This is a genomic window from Streptomyces sp. BPTC-684 (genome assembly GCF_030028635.1).
Lineage (GTDB): Bacteria > Actinomycetota > Actinomycetes > Streptomycetales > Streptomycetaceae > Streptomyces > Streptomyces noboritoensis.
In genome coordinates this window covers 6602538-6618412 of the sequence record NZ_CP124863.1, presented here as the reverse complement: position 1 = coordinate 6618412, position 15875 = coordinate 6602538, and the positions used below count along the sequence as shown (strand labels likewise).

The window sequence follows — 15875 nt, the reverse complement described above, 5'->3', positions numbered from 1 at the left end:
CGTTGCTCCCAGGTACCGCACGGACCGGCATCCTGTCAGCGGCACAACTCGGCCACCTTTCGGGCCTGTTCGGTTGATGGGCCGGGCCGGCCTGGCGATACTGGCTGGCGCACGGCGACGCCGAGGTGAGTGGGGCCCATGGATCAGGAACGCGCACTCCTCGACCTGCTCGGCCTGCTCGATCTGGACCCCGCGCCCGACCGGGGCGAGGGCGAGCACTTCCTCGGACCGGCTCCCCTGGAGCCCTCCTCCCCCGTGTACGGAGGACATCTGGCCGCCCAGGCGCTGGCCGCCGCCGGCCGTACGGTGTCCGACGGGCTGGACGTGCACTCGGTGCACGCTCACTTCACCCGGCCCGCCGTGCCGCACACGCCCTTCGAGCACCGGGTCGAACGGGTCAAGGACAGCACGGCCTTCGCCGCCCGACGGGTGTATACGGGCCAGCGTGGCCGGGAGGTGTTCTCCCTGACCGCCTCCTTCCACCGGCCCGAGCCGGGCCTCACCCACCAGGACCCGATGCCTCCGGTTCCGGCCCCGGAGGACCTGCCCACCTACGAGGAGCGGCTGACCAAGGCGTTCGGCGCGCAGGTGTCGCCCCTGGGCAAGCCCTACGACCAGCGGTTCGTCGGGCCGTTGAGCTTCGACGTGGAGAAGGACCCGTCGCTGGCGTCGGCCCGGACCCAGGTGTGGTTGCGTGCCAAGGGCAAGCTGTCTCCCGGGGCGGGCGGCGACCGCGAACGGCTGCTCCACGCCTGCCTCCTGGTCTACCTCTGCGACGTCACCATGCTGGAGACGGTGCTGGTGCGGCACGGCGTCTCGTGGTTCCACGCCAGTGGCGCCAGCATCGACTACACGGTGTGGATCCACCACCCCTTCCGCGCGGACGACTGGCTGCTCTGCGCCCACGAGACGCCCGTGGCCGCCGGCGGACGTGGCCTCGTCCTCGGCCGGGTCTTCACCCGTGACGGAATCCTGGCCGCCACTCTCGCCCAGGAGGGACTCCTGCGCGTGAGCGGCGGCCATGGGCAAACGGTTTGAGCCACCCCCGTACGGCACCTATACGACCAGGCCGCCGGAGACCTCGATGGCCTGCCCGGTGATGTAGCGGGCCCGGTCGGAGGCGAGGAAGCACACCAGGTGCGCCACGTCCTGCGGGGTGCCGAAGGCGTGGCCGGGGATGAGGGATTTGAGGAACTCGGTCTTGTCCGGTGGTATCCCGGCCGTCATATCGGTCTCGATGAGTCCCGGGGCGACCGCGTTGACGGTGACGCCCCGTGCGCCGATCTCCTTGGCCAGGGCCTTGGTGAAGCCGATCACCCCGGCCTTGGCGGCGGAGTAGGCCGTTTGGCTGGGGATGCCGTGCAGCCCGGAGGAGGAGGCGATGTTGATGATGGCGCCGCCGCGCTGTTTCACCAGCGGCATCAGCAGCGGTTTGGTGACGGTGTACATGCTGTCGAGGTTGGTGCCGATGACCTCGTGCCACTGCTGCGGGGTCATCCGGGCGAACAGGGTGTCCCGGGTGACGCCCGCGTTGTTGACGAGGACGTCGAACCGGTCGAGGTGGCCGAGCGCCGCAACGGCGAAGCGCTCGGCCTCGTCGGTGTCGGCGACATGGGCGTAGAGCGGGACGCAGCGCTGGTCGGGATACGCGGCGCCCAGTTCGTCGGCGAGGGTGCGGGCGCGGTCCTTGTCGCTGTGGTAGCCGAAGACGACATCGGCGCCCTGCGCCAGTGCGAGGCGCACCACCGCGGCGCCGATGCCGCGCGACCCGCCGGTGACGACGCAGCCGCGCCCCGCCAGGGGGAGGTCGTCCGTCACTGTCCGCTCCGGGACGCGGCCGCGGGCCGGGACTCCTTCTTGCGCCGCGCCGCCTCCTCGCGCAGCTCGCGGTAGCGGTCCTCGGAGATCAGGGCGGAGATCATCGGTGCGTAGAACGGGCCGTCGCCGGTCAAGGTGATCCGCTCCGGTGTGATCCGCGCGTACCCGCGCTCGGCCAGGGCGTCCCAGACGGTGGCGAACTTGTCGTAGACGTCGAGGCCGAAGGCGGCGGCGTACTGGGTCCGGTCGATCTCCGTGCTGATGAGGCTGCGGAAGAGCAGCATCATCAGCCAGTCCTCGGAGGTGTGCCGGTAGCCCCGTTCGACGGGGAACCGGCCGTTGTCGACGGCCGCCTTGTACTGGGCCAGGTTGCGTTGGTTGATGAACGACCAAGAGCGGCCCGAGGCGAGTGCGGGATTGCCGAAGAAGGTGATCGCCGCGTAGCCGAGTCCCAGGGTGTCCAGGTGGTCGAAGCGGGTGGTGTAGCCCTCGCGGAAGTCGTGGGCCGCGGGGTCGCCGGGGCGGCGGAAGTTGTACGTGGACAACTGCTGGTAACCGCGGTCGAGCAGGAAGTCGCGCCCCGCCCGGTACATCTCCAGGTTGGCCAGGGTGCTGGGCAGCTCGTGGAAGCGGTTGAGCGCGAAGTCGGTGGGACCGCCGACGTTCAGCTCGTAGTGGGTGATGTCGTAGACGTCCCACGACACCAGGGTCTCCAGGTCCTCCAGCATCGTGTCGACGGTCTGCTGCGGCCAGCCGAAGATCAGGTCGACGTTGGCGGACAGCCCCAGTTCACGGGCCCACTCCAGGCTCTGGATGACGTGCTTGGTGGTCTGCTTGCGGCCGCTGAAGCTGTTGAGGCGTTCGTTGACCTGCTGCACGCCCATGCTGATGCGGTTCATCCCGGAGTCGCTGATGGCCTGCATCTTCTCCCGGGAGAACAGCTGGGGAATGCCTTCCAGGGTGAGGTCCGCCTGCTCCGAGATCTCCGGGAAGAGGCGGCGCACCATGTCCATCAGCCGGTGGTAGACGGGGCCCTTGTAGAGGTTGGAGGTGCCCCCGCCGAAGTACGCTCCGGCGAGGACGGAGCCCTGCATCTGCTCCCGGTACATCTCCGCTTCCCGCTCCACGTACCCGTAGTAGGTCTCCAGGGCGGCGTTGCCCTGGAACTCCTCCACGGGGAAGAGGCAGTACCCGCACTTTCCGGGATCGGTCTGGATGCAGTACGGGACGCCTACGTACAGGAACACGGGTGAGGTGCCGTGCGCTTCGCGCAGGCGGATCCGGTCCTCGGCGATCTCGTCGAGGGGTACGGACGTCTCGTTCCAGAAGCGCGGCGACGGGAAGCCGTGCTGGATCTTGTTGACCTGGCGTTCACCGAGGTGGCTGTCGAGGTAGTTGTTGACGAAGTCGGGGCTCAACACGGTTGCTGGCACTTCCCCTCTGGTGGGATCTGCCGGATGTGGTCTGCCGATCGCGGCGGTGGGCCGGGCTCAGGAGTGCGCCGGAGCGCCGGCGTCGGCCGGGTCCGCCAGGATCACCTGGTGGAGGAGGTACTCCGCCAGTTCGTCGATGCTCTGGTACTCCAGGGCCTCCATGGCCTTGAAACGGAAGTCGAGCTTCTCCTGGATGCGCCGCTGGAGTTCGGTGATGGTCAGCGAGTCGAGGCCGATCTCAAGGAGGGCCAGCGAGGGGTCGAGATCGCTCATGTCGATCTCCAGCTCCGTCGACATCCGGCCGAGGGTGTCGACGATCTCGACCATGAGCCAGTCGATGACCGCCTGCCGGCGCTCCCCGGCGGCGAGGGGTCCGACGCGTTCGCGCAGTTCGCGCCGCGACTCGCCGCTCTCGCGCGAGCGGCTGCCGGCGGGCCCGGCCGGGTCCGCCGAGGGATCGGTCAGCGAGCCCACGCGCCGGAACTCGATGGCGTCGAGGTCCGCGAGGAGGCGCCCGGTGTCGTCCAGGACGCGCAGGCGCGCCGTGAACGCGGTGTCGGTGGCATCGGCCAGCCGGACATGGCCCCAGATCTGGTCGGGCAGGGGTCCGTGCAGCACCATCTTGCCGATTCCCACCGGGAGGTAGGTGCCCTTGGCGGCGCCGTCGAGTGCGGCGGCCGCGGCCAGGTGCAGACAGCCGTCGAGCATGGTCGCGAACCGGTGCGGATGCCCGGCCCGTGCCGCGCCGTCGGGAGCGGCGGTGATCCGGCCCAGCGCCTGGCCGCCCGCTTCGTCGGTCCACAGCTCGCGGACGGTGGAGAAGCTCGCGCCGTACTCCAGGCCGTCCTCGCGCAGCAGTCCGTAGAGGCGTCCGGGCGCGAGCGACGTGGACATCTGGGCGCGCAGATCGTCAAGGCGCTCTACGGAGTCGCCCGCTTGCTCCCCGACGGGTCCGACCGTCCCGTGGCAGTACCGGGGCGCGTCGTCGCCGTCGCCCCCCGCCACGGTGAACCGGAAGCGGCCGTCCGCCGGAGCGCCCTCGCCCGCCAGGTCCACCCGTACGCTGCTGGGCCTGGCGGGGGCCAGGACGAGCGGCCGCACGAAGCTGACGTCGGTGAGCTCGACGGGCGCGGAGCCGTAGCCGTCGGCCGAGGCGCGGGCGTCGACGGCCAGCTCCAGATAGCCGGTGGCCGGGAAGACGGTCGCGCCGAGGATGCGGTGGTCCACCCACGGCGTGCCGGGCTGCACGTCCTGCCGGTGGACGCTGTGCGCCGCCGGTCGCGGCTCGGGTACTGCCGTCGGCGGCGCCTGCCGTCGCGGAGCCGCCGGTGCCGGCGCCGTGCGGTCGGCGTCCTCGGGCGTCACCCAGTACCGGTCCCTGCGGAAGGGGTACTGCGGGGCGGAGGAGGTACGGCGGTGGCGCGGGCCCCGGTAGAGCGCGGGCAGGTCGACCCCTGCACCCGCGGTGAACAGCGCGCCCGCGGCGGCGAGGAGGTTGCGTACGTCCCGCCCGTCCTGCTGGAGGGTGGGGATCACCGTCACGTCGGCCTTCCCGAACGCCTCCGCCACGTACGTCCGCAGCGCGGGGTGGGGGCCGATCTCGACGACCGCGGTGCAGCCGCTGGCGGCCACCGCACGCAGGGCGTCGTGGAACCGGACGGGCCGACGGGCCTGCTGGCTCCAGTACTCGGGTCCCTCCTCACCGGTCAACGCCTCGCCCGTGGCGCCGGAGAACACCGGGACGGCCGGGGCGACGGGACTCAGCGTGGCGGCGGCCTTGCCCAGCTCGGGCAGGACCGGGTCCATCAGCGGCGAGTGGAAGGCGTGGGAGGTGCGCAGCCGGGTGGTGCGGATGCCCTGTGCCCCGGCGAGGCGCGCCACCTCGTCCACCGCCTCCGCCCGGCCGGAGACGACCACGGCGCGCGGCCCGTTGACCGCGGCCAGGGAGACGTCGGCCTCCCGCCCGGACAGCCAGCCCTCGACGGTCCCGGGGTCGGTGGCGATGGCCAGCATCACTCCGTCGCGCGGCAGTTCGCCCATGAGTCGGCCGCGTACCGCGCTGAAGCGGGCGGCGTCCTCCAAGGTGAGCATGCCTGCGACGCACGCGGCGACGACTTCGCCGATGCTGTGCCCCACCACCGCGTCCGGAACCACTCCCCAGGAGCGCAGCAGGGACGCGAGCGCGTACTCGACGGCGAACAGCGCCGGCTGGGCGAGGCGCGTGTCGTCGAGCGCCTGCGGTGACTGCTCCTCGAAGAGGAGCTGGCGCAGCGGTACGGGCAGTTCGCCGTCCAGCACCTCGGCGCACCGGTCGATCGCGGCGGCGAACTCCGGCTCGTGGTCGTACAGTTCGCGGGCCATGCCCGGGTACTGGACGCCCTGGCCGGTGAAGACGAAGGCCGTCCTGGCGGCCTTGACCGGGTGGCCGCCGGTGACCGACGGGGGTGTGCGCCGGGTCCGCCACAGCCGCAGGTCGTTGGCGATCTCGGTGCCGCCCCGTCCGGTCACGGCGAGACGGTGGCGGTGCGCGGCCCGCCCGGCGGCGGCGGTGTAGACGGCGGCCGGCAGACTGTCGCGGTCGGTGCGCGAGAGGTACTGCGCCCAGCGGTCGGCCAGCGCGTCCAGGCTCGTGGACGACTTGGCGGAGAGCACAAGGAGTTCGGCGGGGCGTCGGCGCACCGCGTCGGTGTGCCGACGCGGGCGCGGGGCCTCGCGCAGCAGCACATGGGCGTTGGTGCCGCTGTAGCCGAAGGAGTTGACGGCGGCCAGCCGCGGCACGTCCCCCCGGGGCCAGGGCACCGGCTCGGTGGGGACCTCCACCGCGGCGCCCCTGAGATCGATCTTGGGGTTCAGACGGTCGAGGTGGACGCTGGGGTAGATGGTCTCGCGGTGCAGGGAGAGGGCGGCCTTGACGACGCCGAGGAGTCCCGCGGCGGCTTCGGTGTGTCCGAAGTTGCTCTTCGCCGAGCCGACGTACAGCGGCCGCCCTTCGGTGCGCGGCCGGCCGTACGCGTTGGCGATGGCGCCCATCTCGATGGGGTCGCCGACCGGGGTCCCGGTGCCGTGCGCCTCGACGTAGTCGACCTGCGCCGGGTCGATGCCGCTGCGGGTGAGGACGGCGCGCATGACCTCCTCCTGGGTCCGCCCGTTGGGGGCGGTCAGCGCGGGGGTGCGTCCGTCGTGGTTGATGGCGGTGCCGACGATGTGGGCCAGGACCGGATCGCCCCGCTCCTCGGCGAGCGACTGGCGGCGCAGCAGCGCGGCCACACAGCCCTCGCTGCGCACGTACCCGTCCGCCTTCGCGTCGAACGACCGGCACTGCCCGCTGGGCGAGAACAGGCCGAGTTTGCAGAACGCGATGTGGACCTGCGGGTTGAGGATCAGATTGACCCCGGCCACGATGGCCGAATCGCACTCGCCGGTGAGGATGGACTGCCGGGCCAGGTGCATGGCGACCAGCGAGCCGGAACAGGCGGTGTCCACCGTGAGACACGGGCCCTTGAGGTCGAGGAAGTGGGCGACGCGGCCGGCGCTGATGCTCATCGAGTCGCTCATCGAGTCGTAGGCCGTGATGCCGTTGAGGCCCACGGCCTCGTGTTTGAGGATGAAGTAGCTGTTGCTGTTCATGAGAGCCAGGAAGACACCGGTGTTGCTGCCCCTGATCTCGTCGGCGTTCTGCCCGGCGTGCTCCAGGGCGTGCCACACGGTCTGCAGGAGCAGGCGCTGCTGCGGGTCCATGCGGGTCGCCTCGGCGTCCGAGATGCCGAAGAACGTCGCGTCGAAGAGGTCGACGTCGTCGACGAATCCGCCGTGCCGGGTGTAGGTCTTGCCCAGGGCCAGGGGGTCGGGATCGTAGTACTCGTCCACGTCCCAGCGGCTGGACGGTATTTCTTCGACGCAGTCGCGCCCTTCCCTCAGGACGGTGTGCATGTCGTCAAGACCATGGACTTTACCGGGCAGTGTGCATCCGATCCCTACTAAGGCAATGGGCTCAGCGTCCATGCCGATCTCCTTCGGCTGGGGGGTGACGGCGCTGTCGTGGCGGGGCCCACACGGGGTGGCGGCCCAGGACGGCCACAAGGTGTGAAGTGTCAAAGCGCGTTCACTTGCCGGCTTCCAGGGCTTCGGCGAACCGCCGGTCCACGCATGAGTCAGCCGAAATGCCCCTTAGCGCACCTTTGCAAGGCTAGGTGCGGGGCAGCGGCGGGGTCAAGGACACCTTCAGCGGGCGGGGCGGTGCGTCCGGGGCGTGCGACGGCGCGGAGGCACGACAGAGGGGAGGGCGCGTAACTCGGCGTGCGCTTACGGGAGTTGAGCATGTGACGGCTGCGCCTTCGCGTGGCGGTGCGGACCTCTGCCCGCGGCTGGAAGCCGTGAGTCCGCACCGCCGCCATACCGCCATACCGTCACAGTGACGCGATGAGCCACTGCTGGCTGAAATCCCCCGTGTCGGTCTGTTCGACGATCTTCGCACCGTCGGTGGTCGCGTTGCCGGACACCCCTAGCACCTTCCCGGTGCTGACGCTGACGAGTTTCACGTACCCGTCGCCGGTGGGCACCTGGCGCCACCGCTGGTTGGCGCCGCCGTTGGCGGGCCACTGGATGACCGGTGTGCCGTCGGCGGACGCGTTGCCCTGCACGTCGACGAGTTGGCCCGAGTTGACGTTGGTGAACGTGCAGGTCCCGTCGGCGACCGCGGTACGGCGCCACTGCTGGTTGGCGCCTCCGTTGCCGCTCCACTGGTTCAGCTGCACACCATAAGCGGTTGACCAGTCCGGTACGTCGAGGAGTCTGCCGCTGCGCCGGTTGGTGAGAGTGCAGGGGGTTTCGGCGAGGGTCGCCCGGAACGGGATGGGCTGGGGGCGCAGTTGGTGCAGGTCGAGGACGAGGATCTCGTTCTGTCCGACGGTGAGCCACGGGGCGGGGCAGTACAGGCGCTGCTGGGGTCCGACCGACCAGTACCGGCCGAGATTGCGTCCGTTCACCCAGACGACCCCCTTGGTCCAGCCGGACATGTCGAGGTAGGTGTCGCCGGTCTCGGCGAGGGCGACCGTGGCGCGGAAGAAGATGCCCGCGCGGCCGGGGTCGCTGATCTTCGGGCGCAGGGCCGCGACGAACGCCTCGTCGACCGGCAGGGCGTACGTCTGCCAGTCACTGACCGTGCCGTTCAGCGGGCCCGCGCCGGAGAGGGAGACCTGCTGGGTGATGCCCTTGCGGTCGACCAGGCCGTGGCCGAAATTGGTGCGGCCCATGCCCTCGACGAGAATGTCCAGTGTGGGCCTTGCGCCCGCCGAACCGAGCGCCATGCGCGACCCCGTGGTCACCTTCAGCGGCGTCGCGTACGCCGAGGGGACCGCCGGACGGGAGATACCGCCCTGGTAGACGCCGTCGAGGAAGACCGTGGCGTAGTCGTGGACGGAGGTGACGTCGAGCGCGGCCGCTCCCGCGTACCCGGAGAGGACCTTGCGGTAGAGCATGAACCCGGAGTTCTGCCCGTAGTTCTCCATGGGTTGCGGCGCGACGGTCTGCGCGGGCGGCAGCGCGGCGGGCAGGTTGTCCCACAGCGACGCGTAGGCGCTCGGGATCGGGGCGTCGCTTCCGGTGCGCGTGATGGTGGGGACCGGTTCCGGTACCGGAGGCAGTGAGACACCGGGATAGCCGCCGATGAGCGAGCGGTACGCGGCGTACCTCGGCGCGGGCCGCCCCTGCTCGCTGATCGGCGCCCCGTAGTCGTAGGTGGTGATGTCGGCGGTGTAGCCGCTTCCGTCGTCGTTCGCATTGGCACCGGCCCAGTAACCGAAGTTGGTGCCGCCGTGCACCACATAGACGTTGAACGACTGCCCGGCGTTCATCAGGTCCCGCAGCGCCCCGGAGAGATCGGTGTCCTGCCCGGCGAAGGCGCCCTCGCCCCAGTGGGTGAGCCATCCCGGGTAGAGCTCCCCCGACATCGCCGGGACCCTCGGATACGCCGTGCGGCAGGCTCTGATGTCCGAGGAGGTCCCGCCGCTGAGACCGATCGCCCCGCCGGTGACGTTGGTGTGGTTCGCCACGACCTGGCCGAGCCCGTCCTGGGTGTAGAACGGCCCCTCCACACCTGCCCCGAGCCACAGTTGGCGCAGCTGCTCCAGATAGGTGCCGTCGCTGCCGTACGAGCCGTACTCGTTCTCGATCTGCACCATCAGGACCGGGCCGCCGTTGACCGCCATCAGCGGCCGGACGACCGGGGCGATCGCGTTCACGTACCGGGCCACGGCCGCCATGTAGTCCGGGTCCTGGCCCGAGTTCACCCGCAGCCGGACCGACGGCTTCTTCAGGAGGTACGAGGGCAGCCCGCCCAGGTCCCATTCGCCGCAGACGTACGGGCCCGGGCGCAGCAGCACGTACATGCCCTCCTGCGCGCAGAGCCGGATGAAGGCGGCGAAGTCGCGCCGGTCGGTGGTGAGGTCGAAGACGCCGGGCCGCTCTTCGAGGTAGTTCCACATGACGTAGAGCGCGATGGTGTTGAGGCCCATCGCCTTGGCCATCCGGATGCGGTGGCGCCAGTACTGCACGGGGATGCGGGCGGGATGCATCTCACCGCTGCGGATCTGGAACACGGCGCCGTCCAGGATGAATTGGGACCCGTCGGGAGAGAAGCCGAAGGTGTGACCGGCGGCGGAGGCGCGCCTGCCGGAGGCGGCCAGCGCGGCGGCCGGGCTCAGGGCGGCGGCGACCAGCAGGGTGCGTCGGTGCATGCGTACTCCCCGGGGCGGCGGGCGGACCGTGCGGTCATGAGGCGTTCGGCGGCACATGAGGCGGGCGGAAGGACACGCCTCTCTCCGCCGTGCTGCGCCGCAACGTAATTAATCGATCAAGAAGCGTCAAGAGTGCACGTAACCAAACACGCCGCCTGGGGAAAGCGTGCCTCGGACCTCCCCGAGCCACCCGGCCGTGCTCAACTCAAGCTGGGTGCACGGTGATTGAAGGTGCTTCAAACTCCGCGCTACGATGCATCATTAATCACGCCAGGCCGCACGTCCCCTTCTCACCACAGAGGAGCTCCCCGTGCCACGCCCCCCACGCATACGCACCGCTCTGACGGCGGTCGCCTCGGCCCTGCTGTGCCTGCCGCTCGCGACGGCGACCGGCGCGCACGCGTCCCCCGAGGCCCTCCCCGCAGCGGCCCAAGTACCGGCCTCCACCCCGCCGATGGGCTGGAACGACTGGGCCCACTACCAGTGCGGCGTCACCGAGCAGACCGTCACCGCCAACGCCGACGCCCTCGTCTCCACCGGCCTGGCCGCCAAGGGATACACCACGGTGACCGTGGACGACTGCTGGACGACCCGGTCGCGGGACGCCGACGGGAACCTCGTCGCCGACCCGGTGAAGTTCCCGCACGGCATGGCCTGGCTCGGCTCATACCTCCACGCCCGCGGGCTCCGGTTCGGGATCTACGAGGACGCGGGCTCGTCGACGTGCGGCGGCTACCCCGGCAGCGGCCGACCGCAGGGCGGCGGCGCGGACCACTTCGCCAAGGACGCCGCCGCGTTCGCCTCCTGGGGCGTGGACTACCTCAAACTCGACGGCTGCAACGTGTACGTGGCCCCGGGCCAGACGCGGGAGCAGGCGTACCGGCAGGCGTACGACGCCCAAGCGGCGGCGCTGCGCGGCTCGGGCCGCGAGATCGTTTTCTCCGAGTCGGCGCCCGCGTACTTCCAGAGCGGCGAATGGGGCAACCCCACCTGGTTCGACGTGCTGTCCTGGGTCGGCTCGGACGGCCAGCTCTGGCGCGAGGGCTGGGACATCGCCACCTACGATCCCGCGCGGCCGAACACGAGCCGCTGGTCCAGCGTGCTCGCCAACTACGGCTACAACCGCTGGATCGGCCGCTACGCCGCGCCGGGCAACTGGAACGACCCGGACTTCCTGATCGCGGGCGCGGGCGGGCTCACCGACGACGAGTCCCGCAGCCAGGTCGCCCTGTGGTCGATGATGGCCGCGCCGCTCATCCTCTCCTCGGACGTCGCCAAGCTCACCCCGGCGGCCCGGTCCGCGCTGGGCAACACCGAGCTGATCAAGGTGGACCAGGACGGCCTCGGCCGGCAGGCGGGCGTGGTGTCCACGGACGGCAGCACCGACGTGCTCGCCCGGCCGCTCGCCAACGGGGACCGCGCGGTCGCCGTGCTCAACCGGAGTGCGACCGCCCGCTCCCTCTCCACCGCGCTCGCCGACGTCGGCCTGCCGGGCTGCCCGGTGACCGCCAAGGATCTGTGGACCGGCGCCACCTCGACGGTCAGCGGCAGCCTGACCGCGAGCGTCCCCGCCCACGGCACGGCGGTCTGGCGCCTCACCCCCGGCAGCGGCTGCGGCGCCGCGGTCCCCACCGGCCAGCTCACCGGGAACGGCGCCAAGTGCGCGGACGTCACCGGCAGCGGCACGGCCGACGGCACGCAGGTGATCCTCTACACCTGCACCGGCAACCCCAACCAACGCTGGACCACGGGCACCGACCGCACCTTCCGCTCACTCGGCAAGTGCCTCACCGCGAGCAACACCACCGCCGGCAGCCCCGTCACCCTGTCCACGTGCACGGGCAACACGGCCCAGCAATGGACCGTCAACCCCGATGGCACAGTCCGCAATGCCGCGAGCGCGCTGTGCCTGGACGTGTACGGGGGCGGTACGGCCGATGCGACGAAGCTCGACACCTGGACGTGCGGCCACCTCCAGGCCAACCAGGTCTGGTCCCTGCCCAATTGACGAGCTCGCCTGCGCAGCCCCAAAACCCGGTTGACTTGGAGTGCACTCCAGCGCCTAGCGTCCTGAGCAGATCGTTTCACGTTCAGGAGGCAGCAATATGACCACCGTCCCCACCCGCTACCTGGGCAGCCTGGCGGTTTCCGCGCAGGGCCTGGGGTGCATGGGCATGAGCCACGGCTACGGCGCCACGGACGACACGCAGTCGATCGCGACGCTGCGCCACGCCCTCGACCTCGGGGTGACCCTGCTGGACACCTCCGATTTCTACGGTTCCGGTCACAACGAGGAGTTGATCGGTCAGGCCATTGCCGGGCGGCCCCGTGACGAGGTGGTGCTGGCCACCAAGTTCGGTTTCGCCAACAGCCTGGGCGAGCCCACCCGGATCCGCGGGGACGCCGCCTACGTGCGGCAGGCGTGCGAGGCGTCGCTGCGGCGCCTCGGGGTCGACCACATCGACCTCTACTACCAGCACCGGGTCGACCCGGCGGTGCCGATCGAGGAGACCGTCGGCGCGATGGCCGAGCTGGTCCAGGAGGGGAAGGTACGCCACCTCGGGCTTTCCGAGGCCAGTGCCCAGACCATCCGGCGGGCGCACGCGGTGCACCCGATCGCGGCACTGCAGAGCGAGTGGTCGCTGTGGACCCGCGATCTGGAGGAGGAAATCGCCCCGGTCTGCCGCGAACTCGGCATCGGCCTCGTCCCGTTCTCCCCGCTCGGCCGCGGCTTCCTGACCGGCCAGTACAGCTCGGTCGAAAAGCTGGAGGCCACCGACATACGGCGCAGCCAGCCGCGTTTCGCGGACGGCAACCTCGAACGGAACCTGGCGATCGTGGCGAAGCTCAACGAGCTGGCCACGGCGAAGGGCGTCACCGCCGGGCAACTCGCCCTGGCCTGGGTGCAGCACCGGGGCCAGGACGTGGTGCCGATCCCCGGCACCCGGCGCCAGCGTTACCTGGAGGAGAACCTCGCGGCCCTGACCGTCGAACTGTCCCCGCAGGACCTCGCCGCCATCGAGGCCGCCGCCCCGCGCGAGCAGATCGCGGGCACCCGCTACGACGCCACCAGCCTCACCTTCGTCGACAACTGAACCGCTGCTGAACCTGTACGCCCGAAGGGGTGTCGAGCTCCTGCCGCGGCCATGGAGCGGTCTGCGACGATGTGGCGCATGACGGTGTGCGGCAGGAAACATGTGACGGTGACCGGCCGGGCCGGGGGGCCGGTGGTCACCGTGCCCACCCTGGTCGCGCAGTGTTCCAGCGACGCGACCGGGCACTGCCCCCAGCTCGCCGCACCCGAGGGAACGGCTGACGCGATCACCGGGTTCGTGCGAGCGGGCCACTGATGTGCCCGGCCAACGGCGGCGACAGCGACGAGGACCGGGCTCGCGAAAAGCGGCCCGGTGACGGCGACGCCGCGTTCTCGGCCTTGCTGGAAGACAGTGCCGAGGATCTGTACGAGCATGCGCCGTGCGGCTACCTGTCCACCCTCCTGGACGGCACGATCGCGAAGATCAACACGACGCTGCTGGACTGGCTGGGCTACGCACGGAGTGACGTGGTGGGCCGCAGGACGTTCGCCGACCTGCTCACCGTGGGAGGCCGCCTCTCCCACGAGACCCACTTCGCTCCCCTGCTGCGCACGCAGGGCGAGGTCAGCGGGATCGCCCTGGAGCTCAAGGCGGCCGACGGCAGCCGTCTGCCGGTGCTGGTGACCTCCACGGTCAAGACGGGCGGCGACGGTCGGCCGCTGCTCATCCGTACCACCGTCCTCGACGCCCGCGAACGCCGCGCGTACGAGAGCGAGCTGCTGCGCGCCCGCCGGGAAGCGGAACGCGAACGCGAGGAACTCAAACGTCTCAACGCCACCCTGCAGCAGACCTTGCTGCCTCCGGCTCTGGTGAACGTGCCCGGTCTGAACGTCGCCGCGCACTACCACATCGCCTCCACCGACAAAGTAGGCGGCGACTTCTACGACCTCTTCCCCCTCACCCACGGAACATGGGGACTGTTCCTGGGCGACGTGTGCGGCAAGGGCGCCACCGCCGCGGCCATCACGTCGCTCGCCCGTTACACCCTGCGCGCCGCCGCCGTCTACGACCCCGACCCGGCCGCCGTCCTCAGCAACCTCAACACGGTCCTCAACCACGAATACAACGGCACCGACCCGCGGTTCTGCACCGTCGTCTTCGGACTGCTCACCCCCGACGCCGACCGGGACGGTTTCCGCATCACCCTGGCCAGCGGCGGCCACCCGCCGGCCCTGCTGATACGGGCCGACGGCAGCGCCGACTTCCTCCCCACCCCCGGAGGGCAGCTCATCGGCGTCCTGCCCGACGCCCACATCGCCACCACGACCGTCCACCTGGACCCCGGCGACACCCTGCTGCTCCACACCGACGGCCTCACCGAAGCCCACACCGCGCAGATGGGTGACAGCGACCGCTACGGGGACGAAGCGCTCCTCGACTTCGCCCGGGCCCTGGGACCCACGACCGCCGCCCACACCGTGGGCGCGGTCCGCGACCTGCTCGACACCTTCGGCACCGGAGTGGACGACGACACGGCCGTCCTCGCCATCAGCGTGCCCCGACTCCCCAGTGAAGAGCCGCAGTGACCGAGCTGACCGTCCGCACCCGCACCACCCCCGCCGGGCCCGTCATCGAACTGGCCGGAGAGCTCGACCACGACAGCGTCCCCGACGTACGCGCGCTCCTGCCCGGCCTCACACTCCGGGCAGGCCAGCAACTGGTCATCGACCTGAGCGGCATCACCGTCTGCGACTCCAGCGGCATCACCGTCCTGCTCGCCGCCCGCAACCACGCCCTCGACGCCCGGGCGGGCATCGCCCTGGCCGCCGTTCCCGCCCGTGTCAGCCGCATCTTCCACATCGTCGGCCTCGACCAGGTGTTCCCCACCTACGCCACCGCGCGAGCAGCCGAGGCGGCTTGGACACCACCCCCGTCCCATCCGTGAACGGGCAAGTCCGAACAAGTGGTTGTGCCTGTGGGGACGGGCGCCAGACTAGGGGCCATGGACTACGTTGCGCAGTTCCGCCACGAGATCCAGGCGTTCGACGCCGCGATCCGCACGGCGTCACTGGAAGCGGGGAGCGATGGGGTGCCCCTGGTGCCGTCCTGCCCCGGATGGTCGATGGCCGACCTGACGTTTCATCTGGGCTCGGTGCACCGATACGTGATCGACGTCATCGCCGAGAGGCGCCGACAGCAGCCGGAAACGGCCGACCTCTCCTACCTGAACCTCCCACCCGTACGCGCGAATTGGCCGCTCCCGGAGAACGCCCCGCACCGCGGCCCGTTTCCGCCGGAGCTCATCGACTGGTTCGGGGAAGGGGCCACCGCGCTGGGGAACCTGCTGGCCACCTGCGATCCGGCCGAGCACGTGTGGACCTGGTCGCGGGAGCAGTCCGTGGGGTTCTGGCAGCGGATGCAGACCATCGAGGCGGCCGTGCACCGCTGGGACGCGGAGAACGCGATCGGCACTCCCGGGCCGATGGAGAGGCGACTGGCCATGGACGCCGTCACCCACACCTTCGAGGTGATGGCCCCCGCCCGCCGGGCCAGGCGCAAGGCGCCGCCCGGAGCGGGCGAGCGGCTCCGCTTCAGGCAGTCGGACGGCTCCCTCATCTGGATCGTGCAGACCGACCCGGACGAGGTCCTGCTCAACGCGGGCAGCGGCTGCTGTGACGTCGAACTGACCGCCACCGCATCGGACTTGATGCTGTTCCTCTGGCACCGCATCCCCCTGGACGGCCTGGAAGTCCGCGGCGATGCCGCACTCCTCGACCGCTACTTCAAGTTGGTTCCGCCGGTCTAGGGCTGCTACCGGCTACGGGGGAAGTCGTCGGCCAGCGCCGTACCGGGCC

General features: G+C 70.7%; 11 protein-coding genes. 7 read left to right on the top strand and 4 right to left on the bottom strand.

The window, feature by feature from the left end; translation table 11 throughout:
* Positions 1-138: 138 nt before the first annotated feature.
* Positions 139-1038 (top strand): acyl-CoA thioesterase domain-containing protein, encoded by a 900-nt coding sequence (locus tag QIY60_RS29570; protein WP_283145230.1) that lies wholly within the window; start codon positions 139-141, stop codon positions 1036-1038.
* Between the two features lie 18 nt (positions 1039-1056).
* Here QIY60_RS29570 and QIY60_RS29565 read toward each other — a convergent pair whose 3' ends face one another.
* From QIY60_RS29565 to QIY60_RS29550, 4 genes are all read right to left on the bottom strand, one after another.
* Entirely contained in the window at positions 1057-1818 is a 762-nt protein-coding gene (locus tag QIY60_RS29565; RefSeq protein ID WP_283145229.1) for an SDR family NAD(P)-dependent oxidoreductase, read from the bottom strand.
* Complete coding sequence (locus tag QIY60_RS29560) at positions 1815-3251, bottom strand: radical SAM protein (protein ID WP_283145228.1); 1437 nt, start codon at positions 3249-3251, stop codon at positions 1815-1817. Before QIY60_RS29560 ends, QIY60_RS29565 begins: the two co-directional genes overlap by 4 nt.
* Positions 3252-3308: 57 nt before the next feature.
* Positions 3309-7253, bottom strand: coding sequence for a beta-ketoacyl synthase N-terminal-like domain-containing protein (locus QIY60_RS29555; RefSeq protein WP_283145227.1), 3945 nt, complete (start codon positions 7251-7253; stop codon positions 3309-3311).
* A gap of 404 nt (positions 7254-7657) precedes the next feature.
* Positions 7658-9985 carry a beta-galactosidase gene (locus QIY60_RS29550; RefSeq protein WP_283145226.1) on the bottom strand — a complete coding sequence of 776 codons (2328 nt, stop codon included), beginning with the start codon at positions 9983-9985 and terminating at the stop codon, positions 7658-7660.
* Positions 9986-10295: 310 nt separating this feature from the next.
* Here QIY60_RS29550 and QIY60_RS29545 point away from each other — a divergent pair, with 310 nt between their 5' ends.
* From QIY60_RS29545 to QIY60_RS29520, 6 genes are all read left to right on the top strand, one after another.
* Positions 10296-11993 (top strand): ricin-type beta-trefoil lectin domain protein, encoded by a 1698-nt coding sequence (locus QIY60_RS29545; protein WP_283145225.1) that lies wholly within the window; start codon positions 10296-10298, stop codon positions 11991-11993.
* Positions 11994-12090: 97 nt separating this feature from the next.
* Positions 12091-13080, top strand: a complete 990-nt coding sequence (locus QIY60_RS29540; protein ID WP_283145224.1) for an aldo/keto reductase — start codon at positions 12091-12093, stop codon at positions 13078-13080.
* 78 nt (positions 13081-13158) lie between these two features.
* Positions 13159-13335 (top strand): hypothetical protein, encoded by a 177-nt coding sequence (locus QIY60_RS29535; RefSeq protein ID WP_283145223.1) that lies wholly within the window; start codon positions 13159-13161, stop codon positions 13333-13335.
* Positions 13335-14606, top strand: coding sequence for a SpoIIE family protein phosphatase (locus tag QIY60_RS29530; RefSeq protein WP_283145222.1), 1272 nt, complete (start codon positions 13335-13337; stop codon positions 14604-14606). The genes QIY60_RS29535 and QIY60_RS29530 overlap by 1 nt, the downstream gene beginning before the upstream one ends.
* The gene (locus QIY60_RS29525) at positions 14603-14965 is read left to right on the top strand and encodes an STAS domain-containing protein (protein ID WP_283145221.1); all 363 of its coding nucleotides are present in this window, start codon (positions 14603-14605) and stop codon (positions 14963-14965) included. The genes QIY60_RS29530 and QIY60_RS29525 overlap by 4 nt, the downstream gene beginning before the upstream one ends.
* A gap of 57 nt (positions 14966-15022) precedes the next feature.
* Positions 15023-15826 carry a maleylpyruvate isomerase family mycothiol-dependent enzyme gene (locus QIY60_RS29520; RefSeq protein ID WP_283145220.1) on the top strand — a complete coding sequence of 268 codons (804 nt, stop codon included), beginning with the start codon at positions 15023-15025 and terminating at the stop codon, positions 15824-15826.
* Positions 15827-15875: the final 49 nt, after the last annotated feature.

What these genes read in the sequence shown, in the direction of transcription:
- QIY60_RS29535 (WP_283145223.1), top strand. Translation starts at nt 13,159, where the DNA reads ATGACGGTGTGCGGCAGGAAACATGTGACGGTGACCGGCCGGGCCGGG.
- QIY60_RS29520 (WP_283145220.1), top strand. Translation starts at nt 15,023, where the DNA reads ATGGACTACGTTGCGCAGTTCCGCCACGAGATCCAGGCGTTCGACGCC.
- QIY60_RS29550 (WP_283145226.1), bottom strand. Translation starts at nt 9,985, where the DNA reads ATGCACCGACGCACCCTGCTGGTCGCCGCCGCCCTGAGCCCGGCCGCC.
- QIY60_RS29540 (WP_283145224.1), top strand. Translation starts at nt 12,091, where the DNA reads ATGACCACCGTCCCCACCCGCTACCTGGGCAGCCTGGCGGTTTCCGCG.
- QIY60_RS29530 (WP_283145222.1), top strand. Translation starts at nt 13,335, where the DNA reads ATGTGCCCGGCCAACGGCGGCGACAGCGACGAGGACCGGGCTCGCGAA.
- QIY60_RS29555 (WP_283145227.1), bottom strand. Translation starts at nt 7,253, where the DNA reads ATGGACGCTGAGCCCATTGCCTTAGTAGGGATCGGATGCACACTGCCC.
- QIY60_RS29570 (WP_283145230.1), top strand. Translation starts at nt 139, where the DNA reads ATGGATCAGGAACGCGCACTCCTCGACCTGCTCGGCCTGCTCGATCTG.